The following is a 17,223-nucleotide window of genomic DNA, read 5'->3' as shown; positions in this document are numbered from 1 at the left end:
AAATTAATTTAAAGGATATTTAAGCACTATAAAGAATATATATAACCTATATATTTTAAGAAGGGAAGTGCTTTATATGATTTTAAAACTAAATGATACACATAAATCTATGATTTTAAACTATGTAGGAAAAGAACCAAGTATAAATTTATTTATAATTGGTGATATAGAACAATATGGATTTGATAAGGACTTTCAAGATATATGGGCAAGTTTTGATGAAGATAATAATGTAAATGGGATTTTGCTAAGATATATGAACAATTTTGTACCTTATATAGATAATGTAGATACAGACGTAGAAGAATTTAAACAAATTATAAAATCATATGAAGGTGAAAAGATTATATCAGGGAAAGGTAATATTATAGAAAAATTTAAAGATGTACTTAATGATTATAATGAAAAGGCAACTTATTTTTGTGAGTTAAGAGATGATAAAAAACTTGTGAATTATGATGATAGTATAAAGATTGCAACAGAGGAAGATGCTTCTAGGATGCAAGATTTATTACTTACAATAGATGAGTTTACAATAAGAGATAGCGTTGAAACAACAAGAAGTAGAATCAAGGATAATAGTAAGACCGTTTATTATATAGAAAATGAAGAAAAAGAAATGATAAGTGTATCGCAAGTAACTGCAGAAAATAGTAAATCAGCTATGATAATAGGGGTAGCTACTAGAAAAGAATATAGAGAACAAGGGTATATGAGTAAGTGTTTATCAAAGTTATGTAAGGATCTATTAAATAGAGGTAAGTCTTTATGTCTATTCTACGATAACCCAAAGGCAGGAAAAGTATATCATAAGTTAGGGTTTAAAGAAATTGGTATATGGACTATGCTAGTGGAAAATAAATTTTAAAACTTAATATAAAATAATAAAAATAACCTAAGTAAAGATTTAGTATCTAAATTTGAGCTTCAGGTTATTTTTTTATATATAATTAAAAGATTTTATATTTATGAAAATTTAGCGTAATAAATATATATATAGCTTTAATAAACTGTTATATAAAGGAGGTGCATACTCATAATATAACTTAAACCTAATTATTGAAAAAACTTAATAAACACTAAAGATAGCAAATTTTAAAAGCTATAAAATATTAGGTGGTGTGTTTATGGAAGTTAATTATGGATTGTGGGCATTACTTCCCGCTATAGTTGCAATATTTATGTGCTTTAAAACTAAACAAGTAATACCGTCATTATTTGCAGGAGTTTTTATAGCAGGGGTTATAGTATCAAAAGGAAATATATTTCAAGCAGTATCTTTTTCTTTAGAAACAATAGTAGGACAATTAAGCGACCCAGGTAATGCAAAACTTATATTATTTACAATGTTTATGGGTGTGGGTATATCGTTTATATGGAAAATGTCAGGAAGTAAAGCTCTTTCAATATGGGCAAGGAAAAAGATAAAAAATAGAAAAGCAGTAGGAATAGGTGCATGGCTATTAGGTATGTGTATAAGTGTAAATGACTGTTTAATAGCAGCTATAGATGGTAATGTTTTTAGAGATATAGCAAAAGAACAAAGAATATCCTCAGAAAAATTCTCATATATACTTGATTCAACAGCAGCACCATCAGCATCTCTTTTTATATCTGACTGGATAGCATTTCAAATAGGTATGATAAGTCAAGGTTTATTAGCAGCAGGACTTATAAATGTAAGTCCAATGTCAGCATATATAAGTAGTATTCCTTATAATTTATATAGTATATTCACATTAGCTTTTGTTGGAATGATAGTTATAACTGGACTTGACTATGGACCAATGCTAAAAGCAGAAAGAAGAGCTATAAACACTGGTAAATTCTGTTCTGATGAAGCTCAACCAATGCTTGATGTTGCAAATGAATTAGGAGATCCAAAAGATGTTACCCCAAGACTTATAACATTTATAGTTCCATTTATTGCAATGATAGTTACTACAATATTTGGATTTGTTTACACAGGTAGAGAAGGCGTTGGATTTATGGGAATACTTGAAAATGCAGATGCAGTAACTGCACTACTTTGGGGAGCATTTGCAATGGCTATGAGTGGAGTTATATTATCTATAGGCTATAAGATTATGTCTTTTAAAGAAAGTATGGATACCTTTATAGATGGTATGAAACTTATGACTTTAACAGCGGCTATACTTTTAATGGCATGGTCATTAGGTCAAGTAACAAAGGATATGGGACTTGCAAACTTCTTGATACAAGTTTTAGGCGATAGTATACCAGCATGGATATTACCAATAACTATATTTGTATTAGGAATGGTAGTTTCTTTTGCAACAGGTACTTCTTGGGGTACTATGGCAATTGTTACACCTATAGCTATTCCTTTGGTATATAAAGTAACAGGAGATGCAGCTCTTGCTATGGCAGTTCCAGGTATGGCACTTTCAGGCTCAGTATTTGGAGATCACTGTTCTCCTATATCAGATACTACAGTTATGGCATCTATATTTGCAGGAGCAGACCACATAGACCATGTTAAAAGTCAGATACCATACGGTATAACTGTAGCTAGTGTTGTATTTTTAATATTACTTTTAGTAGGAATATTTAAAATACCTCCTATGATATTCCTTCCACTTGGATTAGCTATTTTGTTTATGATTGTTTTTATTATGAATAAAATAAATAAAAATAAGTTAGATAAAATTAAAAAATAATAAATAAAGCTATTTTTAATATATGAAAAGCTAAAAGTATAAAGATTTCTTATTATATTAAAGATAGCTTTATTATTTATCCAATTAAAAAGAGGGATTTTGAAGATACATATTGAAAATTAAATTAAAGTATTTATAAATGGGAAGGTGTTTAATGAATAATTGGATAATAAAAGAAAGTGAGAACTACATATTTCATTATCATAAAAATTCAGTAGCACAAAATATGATATATGATATTGTAAATACTCAAGAATTATGTTTTAAGCATATATGCAAAGTTTTAGATGTTAAGTTTAATAACAAAATAAAGTATTACTTATGTAACTCACCAAAAGAGGTAGGTATTTTGTATGGGGACAATGAAGATTGCAATGCTTTTGCAAGAAACCCAAATGAAATTTATGCAGTTGTAAATGAAGATGTTCAGTGTATAGGATATCATGAGGATTCACATATAATATCTTATTCAATTAACACACCATCTCAAGTATTTATAAGAGAAGGATTGGCAATGTACTTTGATAAGCAACATTTTGGTATAAGTAATTTAGTTTGGGCGAAGTATTTTATAAGCGCTAATAGGTATATAAGTATCAGTAAACTTATAGATAAAGATAGTTTTTATAAATATAGTTGGAGCTTAACTTATCCCATAGCAGGTGCTTTTACTGAATATCTTATAACTATATATGGAATAGGAAAATACAAGCTATTTTATAAAAGTTTGAATGAAGACTTTAAAGGCTGTTTCAATAAGGTATTTGGGATTAGCTTAGAAGAGTTTGAAAGAGATTTTACATTATACTTAGATAGCTTTAAAGTTAATGAAAAACTACTACAACTTTTAAATGAAATAAAATTATAAAAAACTAATATAAAGGGATATAAGGTGATAAATATGGTTATTATGGGGTTTTCATGGACAACAGTTTTAAAGGTAAGAAATAATACAGATAAAGTTATAAATGAAGTGAAGTTTATTTATAATGTAGATCAATCAATTATTAGTGTTAAAAATATAAAACCTAATGAGAATAAACAAACAGGAATTAGTACGTTGGATGAGGTGAAAAACTTAAGAATGGTTGTAGATGGCTTAGAAAAAGAGTTCTTAATAAAAGAAGAAATACCTAAAGCATATATGGGTAGCTTTACTATAAGTATAAATGATATTAATTCTGATGAATGTAAATTTGAGATAAAAAAAGATTAATATAGTGACATATTAAAAAAATTATATATCTAAATTTATTTAAATAAGTATTTATTTTATAATATAGTATATAATGTAATTAAGATTAAATTTTGAAAGGAGTGTTGTATTATGATGAAAACTAAAACTTTAAAATCAATAAATTTCATACAACTACTCCAATATAATTATAAAAACTAATCTTATATAATTGTATAAGTTAAAAGTGCCTTGGAGTAGTTATTAATTATCTATTTTCAGGGCTATATTTATGCCCAAAATTAAAAATTAGGAGCGTACAATATGAATAATTTAGAAAACTTATACAAATTAGGATTAAATCAAGAATTAGAAAAGGAATTTAATAATTATGAAGGATACTCTTTGGCAAGAGTATCTGTTCAATATAGGAACATATATAAAATAGAAACTAACTCTGGTGAAATGTTAGCTACGGTATGCGGTAAGTTAAAGTATGAGTTAGATAACAAAGAAGATTATCCAGCAGTAGGTGATTGGGTTGTTTTTAAAAGTGAAGATAATAGCAATGCAATAATATATAAAATATTAAAAAGAAAAACTAAAATATGCAGAAAAGTTGCAGGAGCTAAAAGTGATGAGCAAATACTAGCAACTAATGTAGATAAAATATTTATAACTATGTCATTAAATAATGACTTTAATTTAAGAAGATTAGAAAGATATATAAATATAGCTTGGGATAGTGGGGCAACGCCTGTAATAATACTTACCAAAGCAGATTTATGTAAAGATTTAGAAGACAAATTAGAAGACATTGAAAGTGTTTGTATTGGAATGGATGTAATTGTTGTAAGTTCAGTGAGTGGAGAAGGAATAAATAGTGTTAAAGATTATATATGTAGTAGTGATACTGTTGTATTTATAGGCTCTTCTGGAGTAGGAAAATCTACGCTTATCAATAAGCTATTAAATAAAGAGATCCAGCTAACAAAGGATATTGGTGAAAATGACAAAGGAAGACATACAACCACTCATAGAGAACTATTTGTATTAGAAAGTGGAGGGGTTATAATAGATACTCCTGGAATGAGAGAGTTACAGCTAAGTCAAGGTGATTTAGAAAGTACTTTTAAGGATATAGAAGAAATAGCTAGAGAATGTAGATTTTCAGATTGTAAACATAAAAGCGAACCAGGTTGTGCAGTTAAAAAATCTATTGAAGATGGTATGATTTCAAAAGAAAGATTTAAAAGCTATGAAAAGCTACAAAGAGAACTTATATATGCCGAGAAAAGAAGAAAAAGTAAGGAAAGAAAGGCTAAAGCTTATAAAAGATAGAAAAATAAGAAATGAACTCTGAATAATAGAGTTCATTTTTGCGTTTAAGGAAGTATGCAATTAATCAACAGACAAAATCGTTGGAGATATGTAAAATATTAGATAATAGTAACTTTTTTTGATTAATTTAGATACAAGTTGTATAATATTTATGTATGTAAATATGTCTTTATGAAAAATTATCATTATAAAATGAAAGGAATGGATTAATATGATTAAACAAGAGAAAAAATCTAAAAATTTAGGAGCAAAGAGAATTGCAATATTTATGATAATATTAGCTTTTATTATAACAGCTATAGCACCATTAGCTTATTTTATAGGGTAGATATTTCAAAAAGGTGATGATTTGATTGGGTAATCACAAGACTAAAATAGAGATACTTATAGTACTTTATTTACTAGTAGTGTTGTGTATAATGCAGTACTATATACATTCGATAGTGTATAAAAGTCCTATATGGTTTATATTTTTGTTTTTTAAAATTGTTATTTGTATAAATACCATGTCAGTATCATTAGTATGGTATTGGGATTTATTACATGATGAGATATAAATATAAAAGTGCCGTAGTAAACAAAATTGCTTGTTTGTTACGGCGTTTTTATATTTATAAAATTTAATAATTTGTAACTAATTTAATTTAGATAAGTATAGACTTTAATTTATATGGTGATTTTGTTAATATAGATATATATTGATTAAAAGGAGAAAGATCATGGAATACACTAAAGCACAATTAAAAGAAATTCAAGCTAAAATTGTATATACGCTAGATGAACATGGTGAAATGAGATTTGGAAAATTAGCTAAGATAATTATTCACTCAGGTATGGCGGATTCTAGTTTTATAGTACAAAAAATTTTAAAAAGAGGATGTACGGAATTCAAAGAATTTGATGGAACCGAATTATTTGTAAGTCCTAGAACTGGGTATTGGAAACTTATAGACTAATTATTAAGTTAAAAATATAAAAATTTTTAATAAGATGCATATTCTTTTAAAGAATGGTTAATATATAATCAGATAGTTAATTAAGGTTAACTATCAGCCAACACTTACTATGCAAAAGCTAGATTATATCTAACCTTTTGGTAGTACCTTTGGAAGTGATGGTGGCTAGATATTTTAAAAAATATCATATTAAATATAATGAATCTACTAGATTTCCTCGCTCTACTAGAGTGCGATTAGCCCTAGTCTAATACCCAAAGCTTAGAGTTATAGCTAAATTGCAAACTATATTTAATAAAAGTCAAAAGAGGATAAGGATGTAATTAATATTACTCCTTGAAAAAGCACTGAATTTGAAAGCTTAAGCTATCAAATCAGTGCTTTTTTTAGTATTAGCAGTAAAGCAAGTAGACTATCATGTTACTTTTTATAAAAATACAAAAAATAAATGAAGGTGATTGGGATAATAAAGAAGAAACTGATAATACATAATAAATATATAAGGGTATATGAGAAATAGTAATTAAAAAGGGGGGGAATAAATGGATATAGAATTGCAAGATATTCCTAATACCAAAAACTGGAGCGTAATAAGAAAAATAAATGAAGGTTGGTCAGATGATTCAAAGTTTTACATAGAAGATGTTGAAGGAAATAAGTTGTTATTACGTATTTGTGATATATCTGAGTACAGTAATAAATTAAAAGAATTTAACTTTATTAAAAAATGTAATACATTAGATTTTACAATGTCACAAGTAATAGAGATGGGGATCTGTAATAATGAAAAAAATGTATATATGCTTTTAACATGGGTAGAAGGGAGTTCTCTCAATAAAGTAATTGGTGATTTTAATGATAGTGAACAATATGAACTTGGATTACAGGCAGGAAAAATATTAAATGAAATTCATTCTTTGAAAATGGACAACATTGATGATCTAATAGCCTATGATAAAAAAGATAAAATGATGAACAAGCTTATTAAGTATGAAAATAGCAAAAATCGTGTAAAAGAAGATCAACCAGTTATAGATTTTGTTAAAAAGAATATTGAAAAAATAAATTCACTATCTTTGGTACATAAACATGGTGATTATCATGTAGGTAATTTAGTGTTGACTCCTTTAAATACAATTGGAGTTATTGACTTTAATAGATGTGGATATGGAGATAGATATGAAGAATTTCAAAGAATACAAAGTTTTGATGTTGAAGTTAGCATTCCTTTTTCAATTGGTAAAATTCATGGATACTTCAAGGGTAATCCGCCATTAGATTTTTGGAATACTCTATCTATATATGTAGCTTGTAACTCATTAAATTCAATAGTGTGGGCTGAAAAATTCGGAAAAGATGATATAAATGGAATGAAAAAACGTTGTACTGATGCTTTTTATGATTATGATAACTTCAAATCATTGATACCTAAGTGGTACACACTGAATAGCGATAAATACATATAAAATTGTTATATACTTGAATGAATTTTAGTATAATTATTATATATTGTTAATTCTACAATAACTATAATATATATAAGGGGGGAAATAATGTGGGAATTACAACTTTTCCATGGATTTATTTTATATTTATAGTAATCCTTGTAGTTGCTTATTTTTTAATAAGACAATATAAATCTAAAAACAATAAAAAATAATACACATAAATAACACTACATACAAAAAGAGGGGGATTATACCCCCTCTTTAATAATTTAATATCATATCCAAATACAATTATTTCAAATTAATATGTCTCTTTATCAAAAGTATTTATGTATTACTGTAATGACAAAAGAATAAAATTTATAATAACAACTATTAAAAACTATATATACAAATTTAGTGGGGTGATTGATTTGATTACTATTAGAAAAATATTAAACTACAAAGACAAATCCTACGTAGCAAATAACATACTTAGAAGCTTACCTGAATGGTTTGCAAGAGAAGATTCTATAGTAGAGTATGTAGAAGGAGTAAAAGACACTAAAGTATATGCTGCATATAGCTATCAAAAGCTAATTGGATTTATAAGTATGAAGACAATCGATAAAATCACATCAGAAATATACCTAATAGGAGTAATGAAAGAATTTCATAATCAAGGTATAGGCAAAAAACTAATAGAAGAAGCAGAAAAAGAACTTAGCCAACAAAATATAAAGTATATTGTTGTAAAAACTTTAGGAGAATCTCACCCAGATGAATATTATAAAAGTACAAGAGCTTTTTACCGAAGTGCTGGTTTTTATCAACTAGAAGAATCTAAAACCATATGGGGAGAAGACCTTCCTTGTTTAGTTATGAAAAAAGAAATAAAAACAAAATATTTCATAAGTACATTATGGTAAAATATAACTAAAGAACAAACAGGGAGGAAATTTTATGAGCTTTCTAAAAAAAGTAATGGCTAATACACTTGGAATAGGTGGAGCCAAAATAAATACTGTAATTAAAACTTATGCAATATACCCAGGAGAAGCTATAGAGGGTGTATGTGAGGTAAAAGGTGGCAAAGTTGAACAAGATATTAGTCACATAATGTTATATATAAAAACGTCTTATAAAAAAGAAAATGACGATAAAATAGATATTGTAGAAACTGTTTTACAAACTGAAAAGATAATGGTTAATAAAACTATAAAAGAAGATGAGAAAATAGAAGTACCTTTTAAATTTGATTTAAACAAAAATACACCTGTATCACTGCATAAAAGTCAAGTTTGGGTAACTACTTCTTTAGAAATAGAAAACGCCATAGATTCAGGTGATAGAGATTATATAAAAGTGCTACCTCCAAACTACATTTCAAATATAATTGAAGCTGTACAAAAACTAGGATTTATATTATATGAAGTAGAAAATGAATATTTTAAAAATAGAACAAGTCCATTACGATTTATACAAGAATTTGAATTTATACCACATAGTGGAGAATTCCGAGGTAGACTAGATGAATTAGAACTATTCTTAATATCTTCAAATGCATCTGTAGATATATATATGGAAGTAGATAGAAAAGCAAGAGGGTTAGGTGGATTTTTCTTAGAAGAACTAGGTATGGATGAAAAGAAAGTTAGAGTTAACTTTACCTACAATGAACTTGATAGCATAGACTATATAGCAAATAAAATTTACTCAGTTATAAAAAGTAAAATGTAATATAAAAGTTTAAGGAGTGGTATTATCAATCTCGAAAAGTATTTAGAGGAATTAGAGGAGTTAGTTAATATAGATAGTGGTAGCAAGAATATTGCAGGAATAGAAGAAATTTGTGAAATATTTTATGAAAAATTTGAAAATTTAAATCTTATAGTAAAAAAGCATCTAATAGATGAAAAAGCAGGACCTTGTTTAGAAATAAGAAATAAAGAATCAGATCATATTGATATACTGATATTAGGGCATATGGATACTGTGTTTGGAAAAGGAGAAACTAAAAAAGTACCTTTTAAAATAAAAGACAATCGAGCCTATGGGCTAGGTATAGTAGATATGAAATCCTCATTGCTTTTAATTTACTATGTTATGAAAGCTTTAGTTAAAGAAAATAGACTAGATGCAGCTATATGTATAGTATTTAATTCAGATGAAGAAATAAGTTCTATATATTCAAGAAATCTATTAGAAGAGCTAGGTAAAAAGAGTCGATATGCACTAATACTAGAACCAGCTAGATCTAATGGTGATTTTGTAGCAACTAGAAAAGGTGTTATGAAATATCATATAGGTTTTAATGGAGTAGCATCACACTCAGGGAACAAACATCAAGAAGGTAAAAGTGCTATTCAAGAATTAGCTCATTGGATTTTAGAATTACATGAATTAACTGATTATAATAAAGGAACTACAGTAAATGTAGGTATTGTAGAAGGTGGAGTATCTTCAAATGTTGTATGTCCAAAAGCTAGCTGTGATGTAGATGTTAGAGTAACTTCAATAGAAGAAGCTAAAAAAATAGATAATGCTATAAAAGATTTAAAAAATCATGTATCAACAGAAGGTGTAACAGTAGATATAGAAGGTGGATTAAAAAGACCACCTATGCCTATGAATGAAGAAAGAGAAGAACTTCAACATATAGTAGAAGAGGTTGGAGAAGAAGTAGGTATAGATGTTCATTGGACAGATGCAGGAGGAGGAAGTGATGGTAATATAGTTGCAAGTGTAGGAGCTGTAGTAGTAGATGCGATAGGTCCTACAGGGGGACTTGTACACAATAAAAAAGAGTATTTAGAAATAGACTCTATAGAACCATCCTTTAAACTTTTAAAAAAACTTATCCAGCGATTGTCCTAAATGATTTATATAGTCATATTATATATATTAAATAGCATAATATATATAGTAATAAAAAATTCCATGTCGTGATTTTATTTTAAATTATATAGTCATATTTATTAAAAATGCCAGTAAATATTATACTGGCATTTTTTTTACGCTCAAGTAATTTTTTGAGCGACTTTTTTATGTATTTATAATAGCAAGAATCTACCTACGAAAAATCCTAAGGCAGAAAAAATTCCTATAAAACTTAATGTGAATTTAGATAAGCTATCTTCAAAAAATAAATTACATACAAAACTAGTAATACTAAGTGCAAGAGCTAGAATTGCACATAATATAGATAACTTTCCAACAGGTTGTAATTCTGCAAACTTGTGAAAAGCATAAATTTTTAAAATTAAAATAGAAACAGCAATTGAAAATATATTTACAAGTCTTGGGTTTCTTTGTATAAACCTATTATAAGAATCTTTCATACAATAATTCCTCCTTAAATCACACATATAAATATACCATAAATTCAAGGTAATTACATATGAGTTTGTATTGGAAATTTAACTAAATATTAAAAATAATCTAAGTTTTACTACTTATTGTTAATTTATTTACAAGGATGTTTTGTAGTGCTATATTTATAGTGAAGACGGGGTTAAACGTTTTCTAAAGTGAGAGAATAATTAATATATTACATAATATTCAGGGGGAATTTGCTATGGAAAACTTAACAAACAAGAAATTTGCTACAAAAGCTATACATGGGGGACATCATAAAGATCCATTATCTGGAGCTTTAAGTACTCCAATATATCAAACATCAACTTTCGTATTTGATAGTGCTGAACAAGGGGGAAGAAGATTCGCACTAGAAGAAGGTGGATACATATATTCAAGATTAGGCAATCCTACGAATTCACAAGTAGAAGAAAAATTAGCATTACTTGAAGGAGCAGAAGCTTGTATGTCTACTGCATCTGGTATAGGTGCTATATCTTCAGCATTATGGACTGCATTAAAAGCAGGGGATCATGTTGTTGCATCTAAAACATTATATGGTTGTACATTTGCACTTTTAAATCATGGTTTAACTAGATACGGAGTAGAAGTAACTTTCGTAGATGCATCTGATTTAGAAGAAGTAAAAGATGCTATGAAGAAAAATACAAAGGTTGTATACCTTGAAACTCCAGCTAACCCAGACTTAAAGTTAATAGATATAGAGGCTATATCTAATATAGCTCATGAATATAATAAAAATTGTATAGTAATGGTGGATAATACATTCTGTACTCCATACTTACAAAGACCATTAGAGTTAGGTGCAGATGTAGTTGTTCATTCTGCTACTAAGTATTTAAATGGACATGGAGATGTTATAGCAGGATTTGTTGTTGGTAACCAAGACTTTATAAACCAAGTAAGATTATTTGGTGTTAAAGATATGACTGGTTCTGTACTTGGACCATTCGATGCATATTTAATATTAAGAGGTATGAAAACTTTACAAATAAGAATGGATAGACATTGTAAGAATGCAATGGAAGTTGCTAAGTTCTTAGAAGGACATGAGAATGTAGTTCAAGTTAATTATCCAGGACTTGAAAGTTTCCCACAATATGAATTAGCTAAGAAACAAATGGATCAACCTGGTGGTATGATAGCATTTGAGGTTAAAGGTGGATTAGAAGCTGGTAAGAAATTATTAAACTCTTTAGAGTTATGTGCTCTTGCAGTTAGTTTAGGTGACTGTGAGACTTTAATACAACATCCAGCATCAATGACTCATTCTCCATATACTGCTGAGGAAAGAGCTGAAGCAGGTATATCAGATGGATTAATAAGAATATCTGTTGGTCTTGAGGATGCAGAAGATATAATAGCAGATTTAAAACAAGGTCTTGATAGATTATAATAAGTTTTCTTTAATATAGGATAATATAGATTTTTAAGAGGGTATCTGATAGGAGGCTTTCGGAGTAAGTGTGTAAGTTTTATTTGGCAAATTTGGGATTGCTAAGATAAATTTATATGCTTATTCTGGGCTTAATATCGTAGATATCCTCTTTTTTGATAGAAGGGGGTGATATATAAGTTTTGCTTTATACAAGCTAAAAATCATGCTTGTAAATGTCGCTGCAACTTATATGTTACCCCTTCTCTTTGTGTAAATAAGATATAATTTTTAAATTACTATTATTTATATTAAAATTATTCCAGTAAAGTATGAAAATACTGCAAATACAGTTAAGTTTATAAATTTTAGTAAAGTCTTAGATACTCCCTTTGAATCACAAGCTCTTGATATAAGAGATATTATGTTAAGAGCCATTCCAATCATAGCACAAAATATAGCTATTTTTCCAAAGGCATTTATATTATCTTTGAAAGCATATGTTGGAATTATAACTATGAATACAATAAGAGAAAATATGTATGGCCAGTTTAGTTTTATTTTACTTTTTATGTTTTCCATGAAATACTCCCCATTACAATTAATTTTTATATTAAAAACCTTCCAATAAGGAAACCGACTACTGAAAATACAGCTAAGTCAATTGTCTTTAATAATTTTTTAGATGCCCCTATATTATCGCCAATATTTTTTATAAGTGATGAAGTGTTTATTAAAATTCCGAAAGCTGCAAATACTACAGCTATCTTACCAAATACACCTATTTCAGAGCTATCCTTAAATGAATATATTGAAATTATAATTATACATGCAATATTAGAAATTACATTTAGAAACGATACTTTATTTTTAGAATAATCCATAAAAAACCTCCTTTAAATTCCTTTATTTTAATATACCATTTTAAGAATGAGATTTATTAAATTTGGATTAAGATAGGCTTTTTAGGTACTAAGATTTAGTATATATCAAATTTCATATAAAAAGTTAAGTATTTGTAGATTATAAATAGTATTAAATCTATAATTATACTAATTAAATAATTATAATGGGGGAGTTGTATGGAGAGGATATTTACCGAATTTAAAGAAATAGAAAGTTGTAGATATATAATAAGAAGTATAAGTTCAAATGATTTAAAAGATATTTTTGAAATTTATTCAGATAAAGAAATTATGAAATATGATAGTAAAAATATATTAAATTCAAGAGAAGAAACTCTTGAATTAATAAAAAAAGGTATGAAAAATAGATGGTTTGTAAGATTTGTTATAGTAGATAAATCTACCAATAATATAATTGGGAGCATTGCACTTCATCATTTTGATTTTGAAAATCAAAAAGTACAAATAGGATATAATTTAAAGCAACAATACTGGAATAAAGGGATAATGAGTGGTGTTTTACCTTATATGATTGAATATCTAAAAAATAATACAAATATCAAAGAACTAAAAGCATCAATTCATAGAGAAAATATAGCATCTGTTAAATTAGTAGAAAAATTAGGATTTAATATATATTCAGATTTAGATAAAGAGATATTAATTTTTAGAAGAAAATTATGCTAGGAGAATTATATATGATAGATACTAAAAATATAACTATAAGCTGTGTTAATAATAATGATATTGAAAGTCTATGTGAATTTGAAAAAGAGGCTCGCACAACAGAGCCAGATATATGGGGATGGGAGTTTGTAGAAAGTGAATATAAGGAAAAGCTAAAATCATTAAATATAAATAAGCTAGATAACTCTAAAATTATAGTAGCTAAGTTAGATAACAAAATAATCGGTAGATGCGATATAGCTATAATTACTAGTTTAGTAGAATGTAGTAAAACTGGATATGTAGATTGGATATATACATTAAAAGCTTATAGGGGATTGGGAATAGGTAAGAAATTATTAAAAGGAGCAGAGAAATATTTTAAGAGTCAGTGTGTAGAATACTACTTTTTATTTACTGCATCAAATGAACAAGCTCAAGAGTTTTATCACAGGCAAAGTGATTTAAGTTTTAAAAACAGAGAAGTAGCTGAGAAAGATATAGTCAAATAAAACAGTACGGAAGAGGGGAGAAGTATGGAGAAGATTAACTTTTATGTATTTGGGGAAGCAGGGGAATACGACAACTACAACCCATACTATGTATTAAGTGAAAAATACATTTCAGACATATTATATCTAATAGCAAAAGATAAACCATTTCACATTAATAAAAGCAACATAATAAAAAAACTAAAAATATCAGAAAAAGAATTTAATAATGCAATAGATAGTTTAAAACAAATAAACGCACTAAAAGAAACCAATAACACTTATAAATTAGAGTTTCCAATCTTTTTAGAAAGTGATATGAATACATTAGATTGCAAATTTAAACAAGTAGGAAAAATAATAGGGGATAAAATAGTTAGCTTAAAAAATGATATAGTAAAAAATATTCCTATATACACAACTATAACAATTGAAAGACAACTATATCACATAATTTGTGACAACGTATTTGATGGTATTGCAATGGATTACTTTTCAAAAAGAAATATATTTTGCACCTCAAAATCACAACCAAATAATAGAAATTATATAATAGTAGGCTATGAAAATAGCGAAGAGTTAGAAAAATATAGTGATAAATTACTATGTAGTAGCAATAACTATAAAACTGATAAGTACATATTCAATAGTTTTGGAGATTGCGATGGAAATAGAAAAGATGTATACAGATTTTTTAGGCAGGTAGATAAAAGCTTAGAAAATACCAGTTCATATAACTCTTTAAATACTTCATATACAAAGCTAAATGATAGTATGAACAAACAACTTATGAATAAATGTGGGGATTTAATTTTAAAAATATCAAAAGAAAATAACAAATATAGTGATTATATAGAAGATAAGTCAATGTTAAACCTTTTAAAAGAGTTTAATTATATAAGTATTGATATTGATAAAGATCTTATAAACATTAAAGTTCCTGTATTTGATAAGAAATACAATCATGTAATAGAAAATATAGGTGAAATTATATTACCAGCTATAGAACCTATTGTTATTGAGTTTTTTAAGGATATAGAAGCTAACTTAAATGAAATAACTTCAATAAGTCATAAAGTAGATATAAAAGAAATATCTAACGAGTTGTGGCATCAAGTATTTGGGGCAATAAATGAATACCTTGTTGAAACTAACTTTGTAGAAAGTCCGATATTCAAAGAAGATGAGGGGCGATATCTACAGAGTATATATATATAAAGTAAAGATAGTTATAACTAAATAATATGTACTAAGGATGTGATAAACATGTTAAAGGAAATTTTAATATTAGACTTAATTCCTAATAACTTTTATATAAATGAAGATAAGCTAAATAAAATAAGAGAAGTATATAAAAATAAAAAAGAAGGAGATTTGCCACCTGTTACAGTAGCTATTATAAACAATGAATACGCCTTAATAGATGGACATTCAAGAACAATGGCAGCCTTTGAAAATAATAATAAAACTATACTAGCAGATGTAGTTTCAATAGAAGATATAGAAGGACCTACTAAATTATATTTGAAAATTCATGAAGAAGCTAAATATAAAGGATTAACATCTATAGAAAAACTAAAAGATAGAATCGTTGAGAATAAAGATCATAAGAAACTATGGGTAGATTATTGTACTAAATTAATGAAAAATTTATAAGTTAGAAAGTTGGAGAATATATGAAAACTATAACTGACATATCAGACTTTATTTTTATAGAAGATGAACCTAAAAAAGTAGATATTATATTTATACCAGGGGGATCATATTCAGAGCTTGGAGAAAAAGCTGCTAAGCTTTGGCATAATAACTATGCACCTCTAATTTTACCTTCAGGGAAATATAGTCCCTTAAATAATAGATTTCTAAAACCATCATCAAAGGCAGATATATATACAAATGTATATGAAACAGAGTGCGATTTTTTCGTAGATGTTTTAACCAAGCATGATGTAAACAAAGAGGCTATATTAAAAGAAGATAAGGCAGAAAATACATACCAAAATGCATTTAAATCACGTGAGCTTACAGATAAGTTAGGGTTAAAGATAGATACAGCTATAATATGTTGTAAAAACTTCCATTCAAGACGATGCTTAATGTATTATCAATGGGCATACCCAGAAACAGAATTATTAGTTTGTTCCTCAGAAGTTCAAGGAATTAGAAAAGACAACTGGTTTACCTTAGAAAAAGGAATAGATAGAGTTATGAATGAACTTATGAAGAGTGGTGAACAATTTAGAAGTTATATTAAGGAAATAGGTAGCAGAAATTAAATAATGAAAGCTTTTTTAAATTATAATATTTAAAGCAATAGATATTGAGTGTTACTTATAAAATAGGGGGGATTTTTATGATAAAAACTATGTCTAGTGAAGAATTTAATAATTATATAGATAAAGCTATATATAACTATGCTAAGGAAAAAATAAAAGCTGGTAATTGGAGTGAAGAAGAAGCTTTTGATAAAGCTAAAGAAGAGTTTAACAGACTACTTCCAGATAAAGAGAAAACTAAAAATCATTACTTTTTCTCTATATATGAAGTTGTAGAAGTTATTGGAATGATATGGCTAAATAAACAAACTAACAAACATGGATTTATTTATGACATAAACATACTTGATAAATATCAAGGTAAAGGCTATGGCAAACAAGCTATGAATGAAATAGAATTATTTGCTAGACGAATTGGTATAAAGAAGCTAGAACTTCATGTTTTTGCACATAATAAGGTAGCTATTAGCTTATATGAAAGTCTAGGCTACAATACTACAAACATAATGATGACTAAAGCTTTAAATGAATAATTATATTGTATGGGGGGATT

20 protein-coding genes are annotated in these 17,223 nt (G+C 27.2%); 17 read left to right on the top strand and 3 right to left on the bottom strand.

The window, feature by feature from the left end; translation table 11 throughout:
* Window positions 1-76 precede the first annotated feature (76 nt).
* The 10 genes from ACEXNK_RS00380 to ACEXNK_RS00335 all read left to right on the top strand — a co-directional run bounded on the left by ACEXNK_RS00380 (window position 77) and on the right by ACEXNK_RS00335 (window position 10,456).
* Window positions 77-868: a GNAT family N-acetyltransferase gene (locus ACEXNK_RS00380; protein ID WP_373600270.1), complete on the top strand. Its 792-nt coding sequence runs from the start codon at window positions 77-79 to the stop codon at window positions 866-868.
* A 259-nt stretch (window positions 869-1,127) separates the two neighbouring features.
* Window positions 1,128-2,681, top strand: coding sequence for a Na+/H+ antiporter NhaC family protein (locus ACEXNK_RS00375; RefSeq protein ID WP_373600271.1), 1,554 nt, complete (start codon window positions 1,128-1,130; stop codon window positions 2,679-2,681).
* Window positions 2,682-2,835: 154 nt separating this feature from the next.
* Window positions 2,836-3,549 (top strand): hypothetical protein, encoded by a 714-nt coding sequence (locus ACEXNK_RS00370; RefSeq protein ID WP_373600272.1) that lies wholly within the window; start codon window positions 2,836-2,838, stop codon window positions 3,547-3,549.
* A 24-nt stretch (window positions 3,550-3,573) separates the two neighbouring features.
* On the top strand, window positions 3,574-3,897 hold the full coding sequence (locus ACEXNK_RS00365; protein WP_373601515.1) for a hypothetical protein: 324 nt from the start codon (window positions 3,574-3,576) through the stop codon (window positions 3,895-3,897).
* Between the two features lie 282 nt (window positions 3,898-4,179).
* Window positions 4,180-5,196 carry a ribosome small subunit-dependent GTPase A gene (gene rsgA / locus ACEXNK_RS00360; RefSeq protein WP_373600274.1) on the top strand — a complete coding sequence of 339 codons (1,017 nt, stop codon included), beginning with the start codon at window positions 4,180-4,182 and terminating at the stop codon, window positions 5,194-5,196.
* A 719-nt stretch (window positions 5,197-5,915) separates the two neighbouring features.
* On the top strand, window positions 5,916-6,152 hold the full coding sequence (locus ACEXNK_RS00355; RefSeq protein WP_373600275.1) for a hypothetical protein: 237 nt from the start codon (window positions 5,916-5,918) through the stop codon (window positions 6,150-6,152).
* 542 nt (window positions 6,153-6,694) lie between these two features.
* A complete protein-coding gene (locus tag ACEXNK_RS00350; RefSeq protein WP_373600276.1) occupies window positions 6,695-7,618 on the top strand; it encodes an aminoglycoside phosphotransferase family protein in 924 nt (307 codons plus the stop codon).
* A 395-nt stretch (window positions 7,619-8,013) separates the two neighbouring features.
* Window positions 8,014-8,508, top strand: coding sequence for a GNAT family N-acetyltransferase (locus ACEXNK_RS00345; protein ID WP_373600277.1), 495 nt, complete (start codon window positions 8,014-8,016; stop codon window positions 8,506-8,508).
* Window positions 8,509-8,542: 34 nt separating this feature from the next.
* Window positions 8,543-9,319 carry a sporulation protein gene (locus ACEXNK_RS00340; RefSeq protein ID WP_373600278.1) on the top strand — a complete coding sequence of 259 codons (777 nt, stop codon included), beginning with the start codon at window positions 8,543-8,545 and terminating at the stop codon, window positions 9,317-9,319.
* Between the two features lie 246 nt (window positions 9,320-9,565).
* Window positions 9,566-10,456 (top strand): M20 family metallopeptidase, encoded by an 891-nt coding sequence (locus ACEXNK_RS00335; protein WP_373600279.1) that lies wholly within the window; start codon window positions 9,566-9,568, stop codon window positions 10,454-10,456.
* A 176-nt stretch (window positions 10,457-10,632) separates the two neighbouring features.
* On the opposite strand, the gene ACEXNK_RS00330 is transcribed toward ACEXNK_RS00335, so the two are convergent.
* On the bottom strand, window positions 10,633-10,920 hold the full coding sequence (locus ACEXNK_RS00330; RefSeq protein ID WP_373600280.1) for a hypothetical protein: 288 nt from the start codon (window positions 10,918-10,920) through the stop codon (window positions 10,633-10,635).
* 236 nt (window positions 10,921-11,156) lie between these two features.
* Here ACEXNK_RS00330 and megL point away from each other — a divergent pair, with 236 nt between their 5' ends.
* On the top strand, window positions 11,157-12,353 hold the full coding sequence (gene megL / locus ACEXNK_RS00325) for a methionine gamma-lyase (RefSeq protein ID WP_373600281.1): 1,197 nt from the start codon (window positions 11,157-11,159) through the stop codon (window positions 12,351-12,353).
* Window positions 12,354-12,638: 285 nt separating this feature from the next.
* Here megL and ACEXNK_RS00320 read toward each other — a convergent pair whose 3' ends face one another.
* Window positions 12,639-12,914 (bottom strand): hypothetical protein, encoded by a 276-nt coding sequence (locus ACEXNK_RS00320; RefSeq protein ID WP_373600282.1) that lies wholly within the window; start codon window positions 12,912-12,914, stop codon window positions 12,639-12,641.
* A gap of 26 nt (window positions 12,915-12,940) precedes the next feature.
* Window positions 12,941-13,216, bottom strand: a complete 276-nt coding sequence (locus ACEXNK_RS00315) for a hypothetical protein (protein ID WP_373600283.1) — start codon at window positions 13,214-13,216, stop codon at window positions 12,941-12,943.
* Between the two features lie 198 nt (window positions 13,217-13,414).
* Here ACEXNK_RS00315 and ACEXNK_RS00310 point away from each other — a divergent pair, with 198 nt between their 5' ends.
* The 6 genes from ACEXNK_RS00310 (at window position 13,415) to ACEXNK_RS00285 (ending at window position 17,203) form a co-directional block, all read left to right on the top strand.
* Window positions 13,415-13,924 (top strand): GNAT family N-acetyltransferase, encoded by a 510-nt coding sequence (locus ACEXNK_RS00310; protein WP_373600284.1) that lies wholly within the window; start codon window positions 13,415-13,417, stop codon window positions 13,922-13,924.
* A gap of 11 nt (window positions 13,925-13,935) precedes the next feature.
* A complete protein-coding gene (locus tag ACEXNK_RS00305; protein WP_373600285.1) occupies window positions 13,936-14,415 on the top strand; it encodes a GNAT family N-acetyltransferase in 480 nt (159 codons plus the stop codon).
* Window positions 14,416-14,439: 24 nt separating this feature from the next.
* Window positions 14,440-15,612 carry a hypothetical protein gene (locus tag ACEXNK_RS00300; RefSeq protein ID WP_373600286.1) on the top strand — a complete coding sequence of 391 codons (1,173 nt, stop codon included), beginning with the start codon at window positions 14,440-14,442 and terminating at the stop codon, window positions 15,610-15,612.
* Window positions 15,613-15,660: 48 nt separating this feature from the next.
* The gene (locus tag ACEXNK_RS00295) at window positions 15,661-16,050 is read left to right on the top strand and encodes a ParB/RepB/Spo0J family partition protein (RefSeq protein ID WP_373600287.1); all 390 of its coding nucleotides are present in this window, start codon (window positions 15,661-15,663) and stop codon (window positions 16,048-16,050) included.
* Window positions 16,051-16,070: 20 nt separating this feature from the next.
* The gene (locus ACEXNK_RS00290; RefSeq protein ID WP_373600288.1) at window positions 16,071-16,670 is read left to right on the top strand and encodes a YdcF family protein; all 600 of its coding nucleotides are present in this window, start codon (window positions 16,071-16,073) and stop codon (window positions 16,668-16,670) included.
* Between the two features lie 77 nt (window positions 16,671-16,747).
* A complete protein-coding gene (locus ACEXNK_RS00285; protein WP_373600289.1) occupies window positions 16,748-17,203 on the top strand; it encodes a GNAT family N-acetyltransferase in 456 nt (151 codons plus the stop codon).
* The last annotated feature ends 20 nt before the right edge of the window (window positions 17,204-17,223 follow it).

Origin of the sequence: Paraclostridium bifermentans (genome assembly GCF_964259345.1) — a bacterium.
GTDB lineage: Bacteria > Bacillota > Clostridia > Peptostreptococcales > Peptostreptococcaceae > Paraclostridium > Paraclostridium bifermentans_B.
The sequence above is the reverse complement of the archived record's forward strand: the minus strand, read 5'-3'. Positions and strand labels throughout refer to the sequence as shown.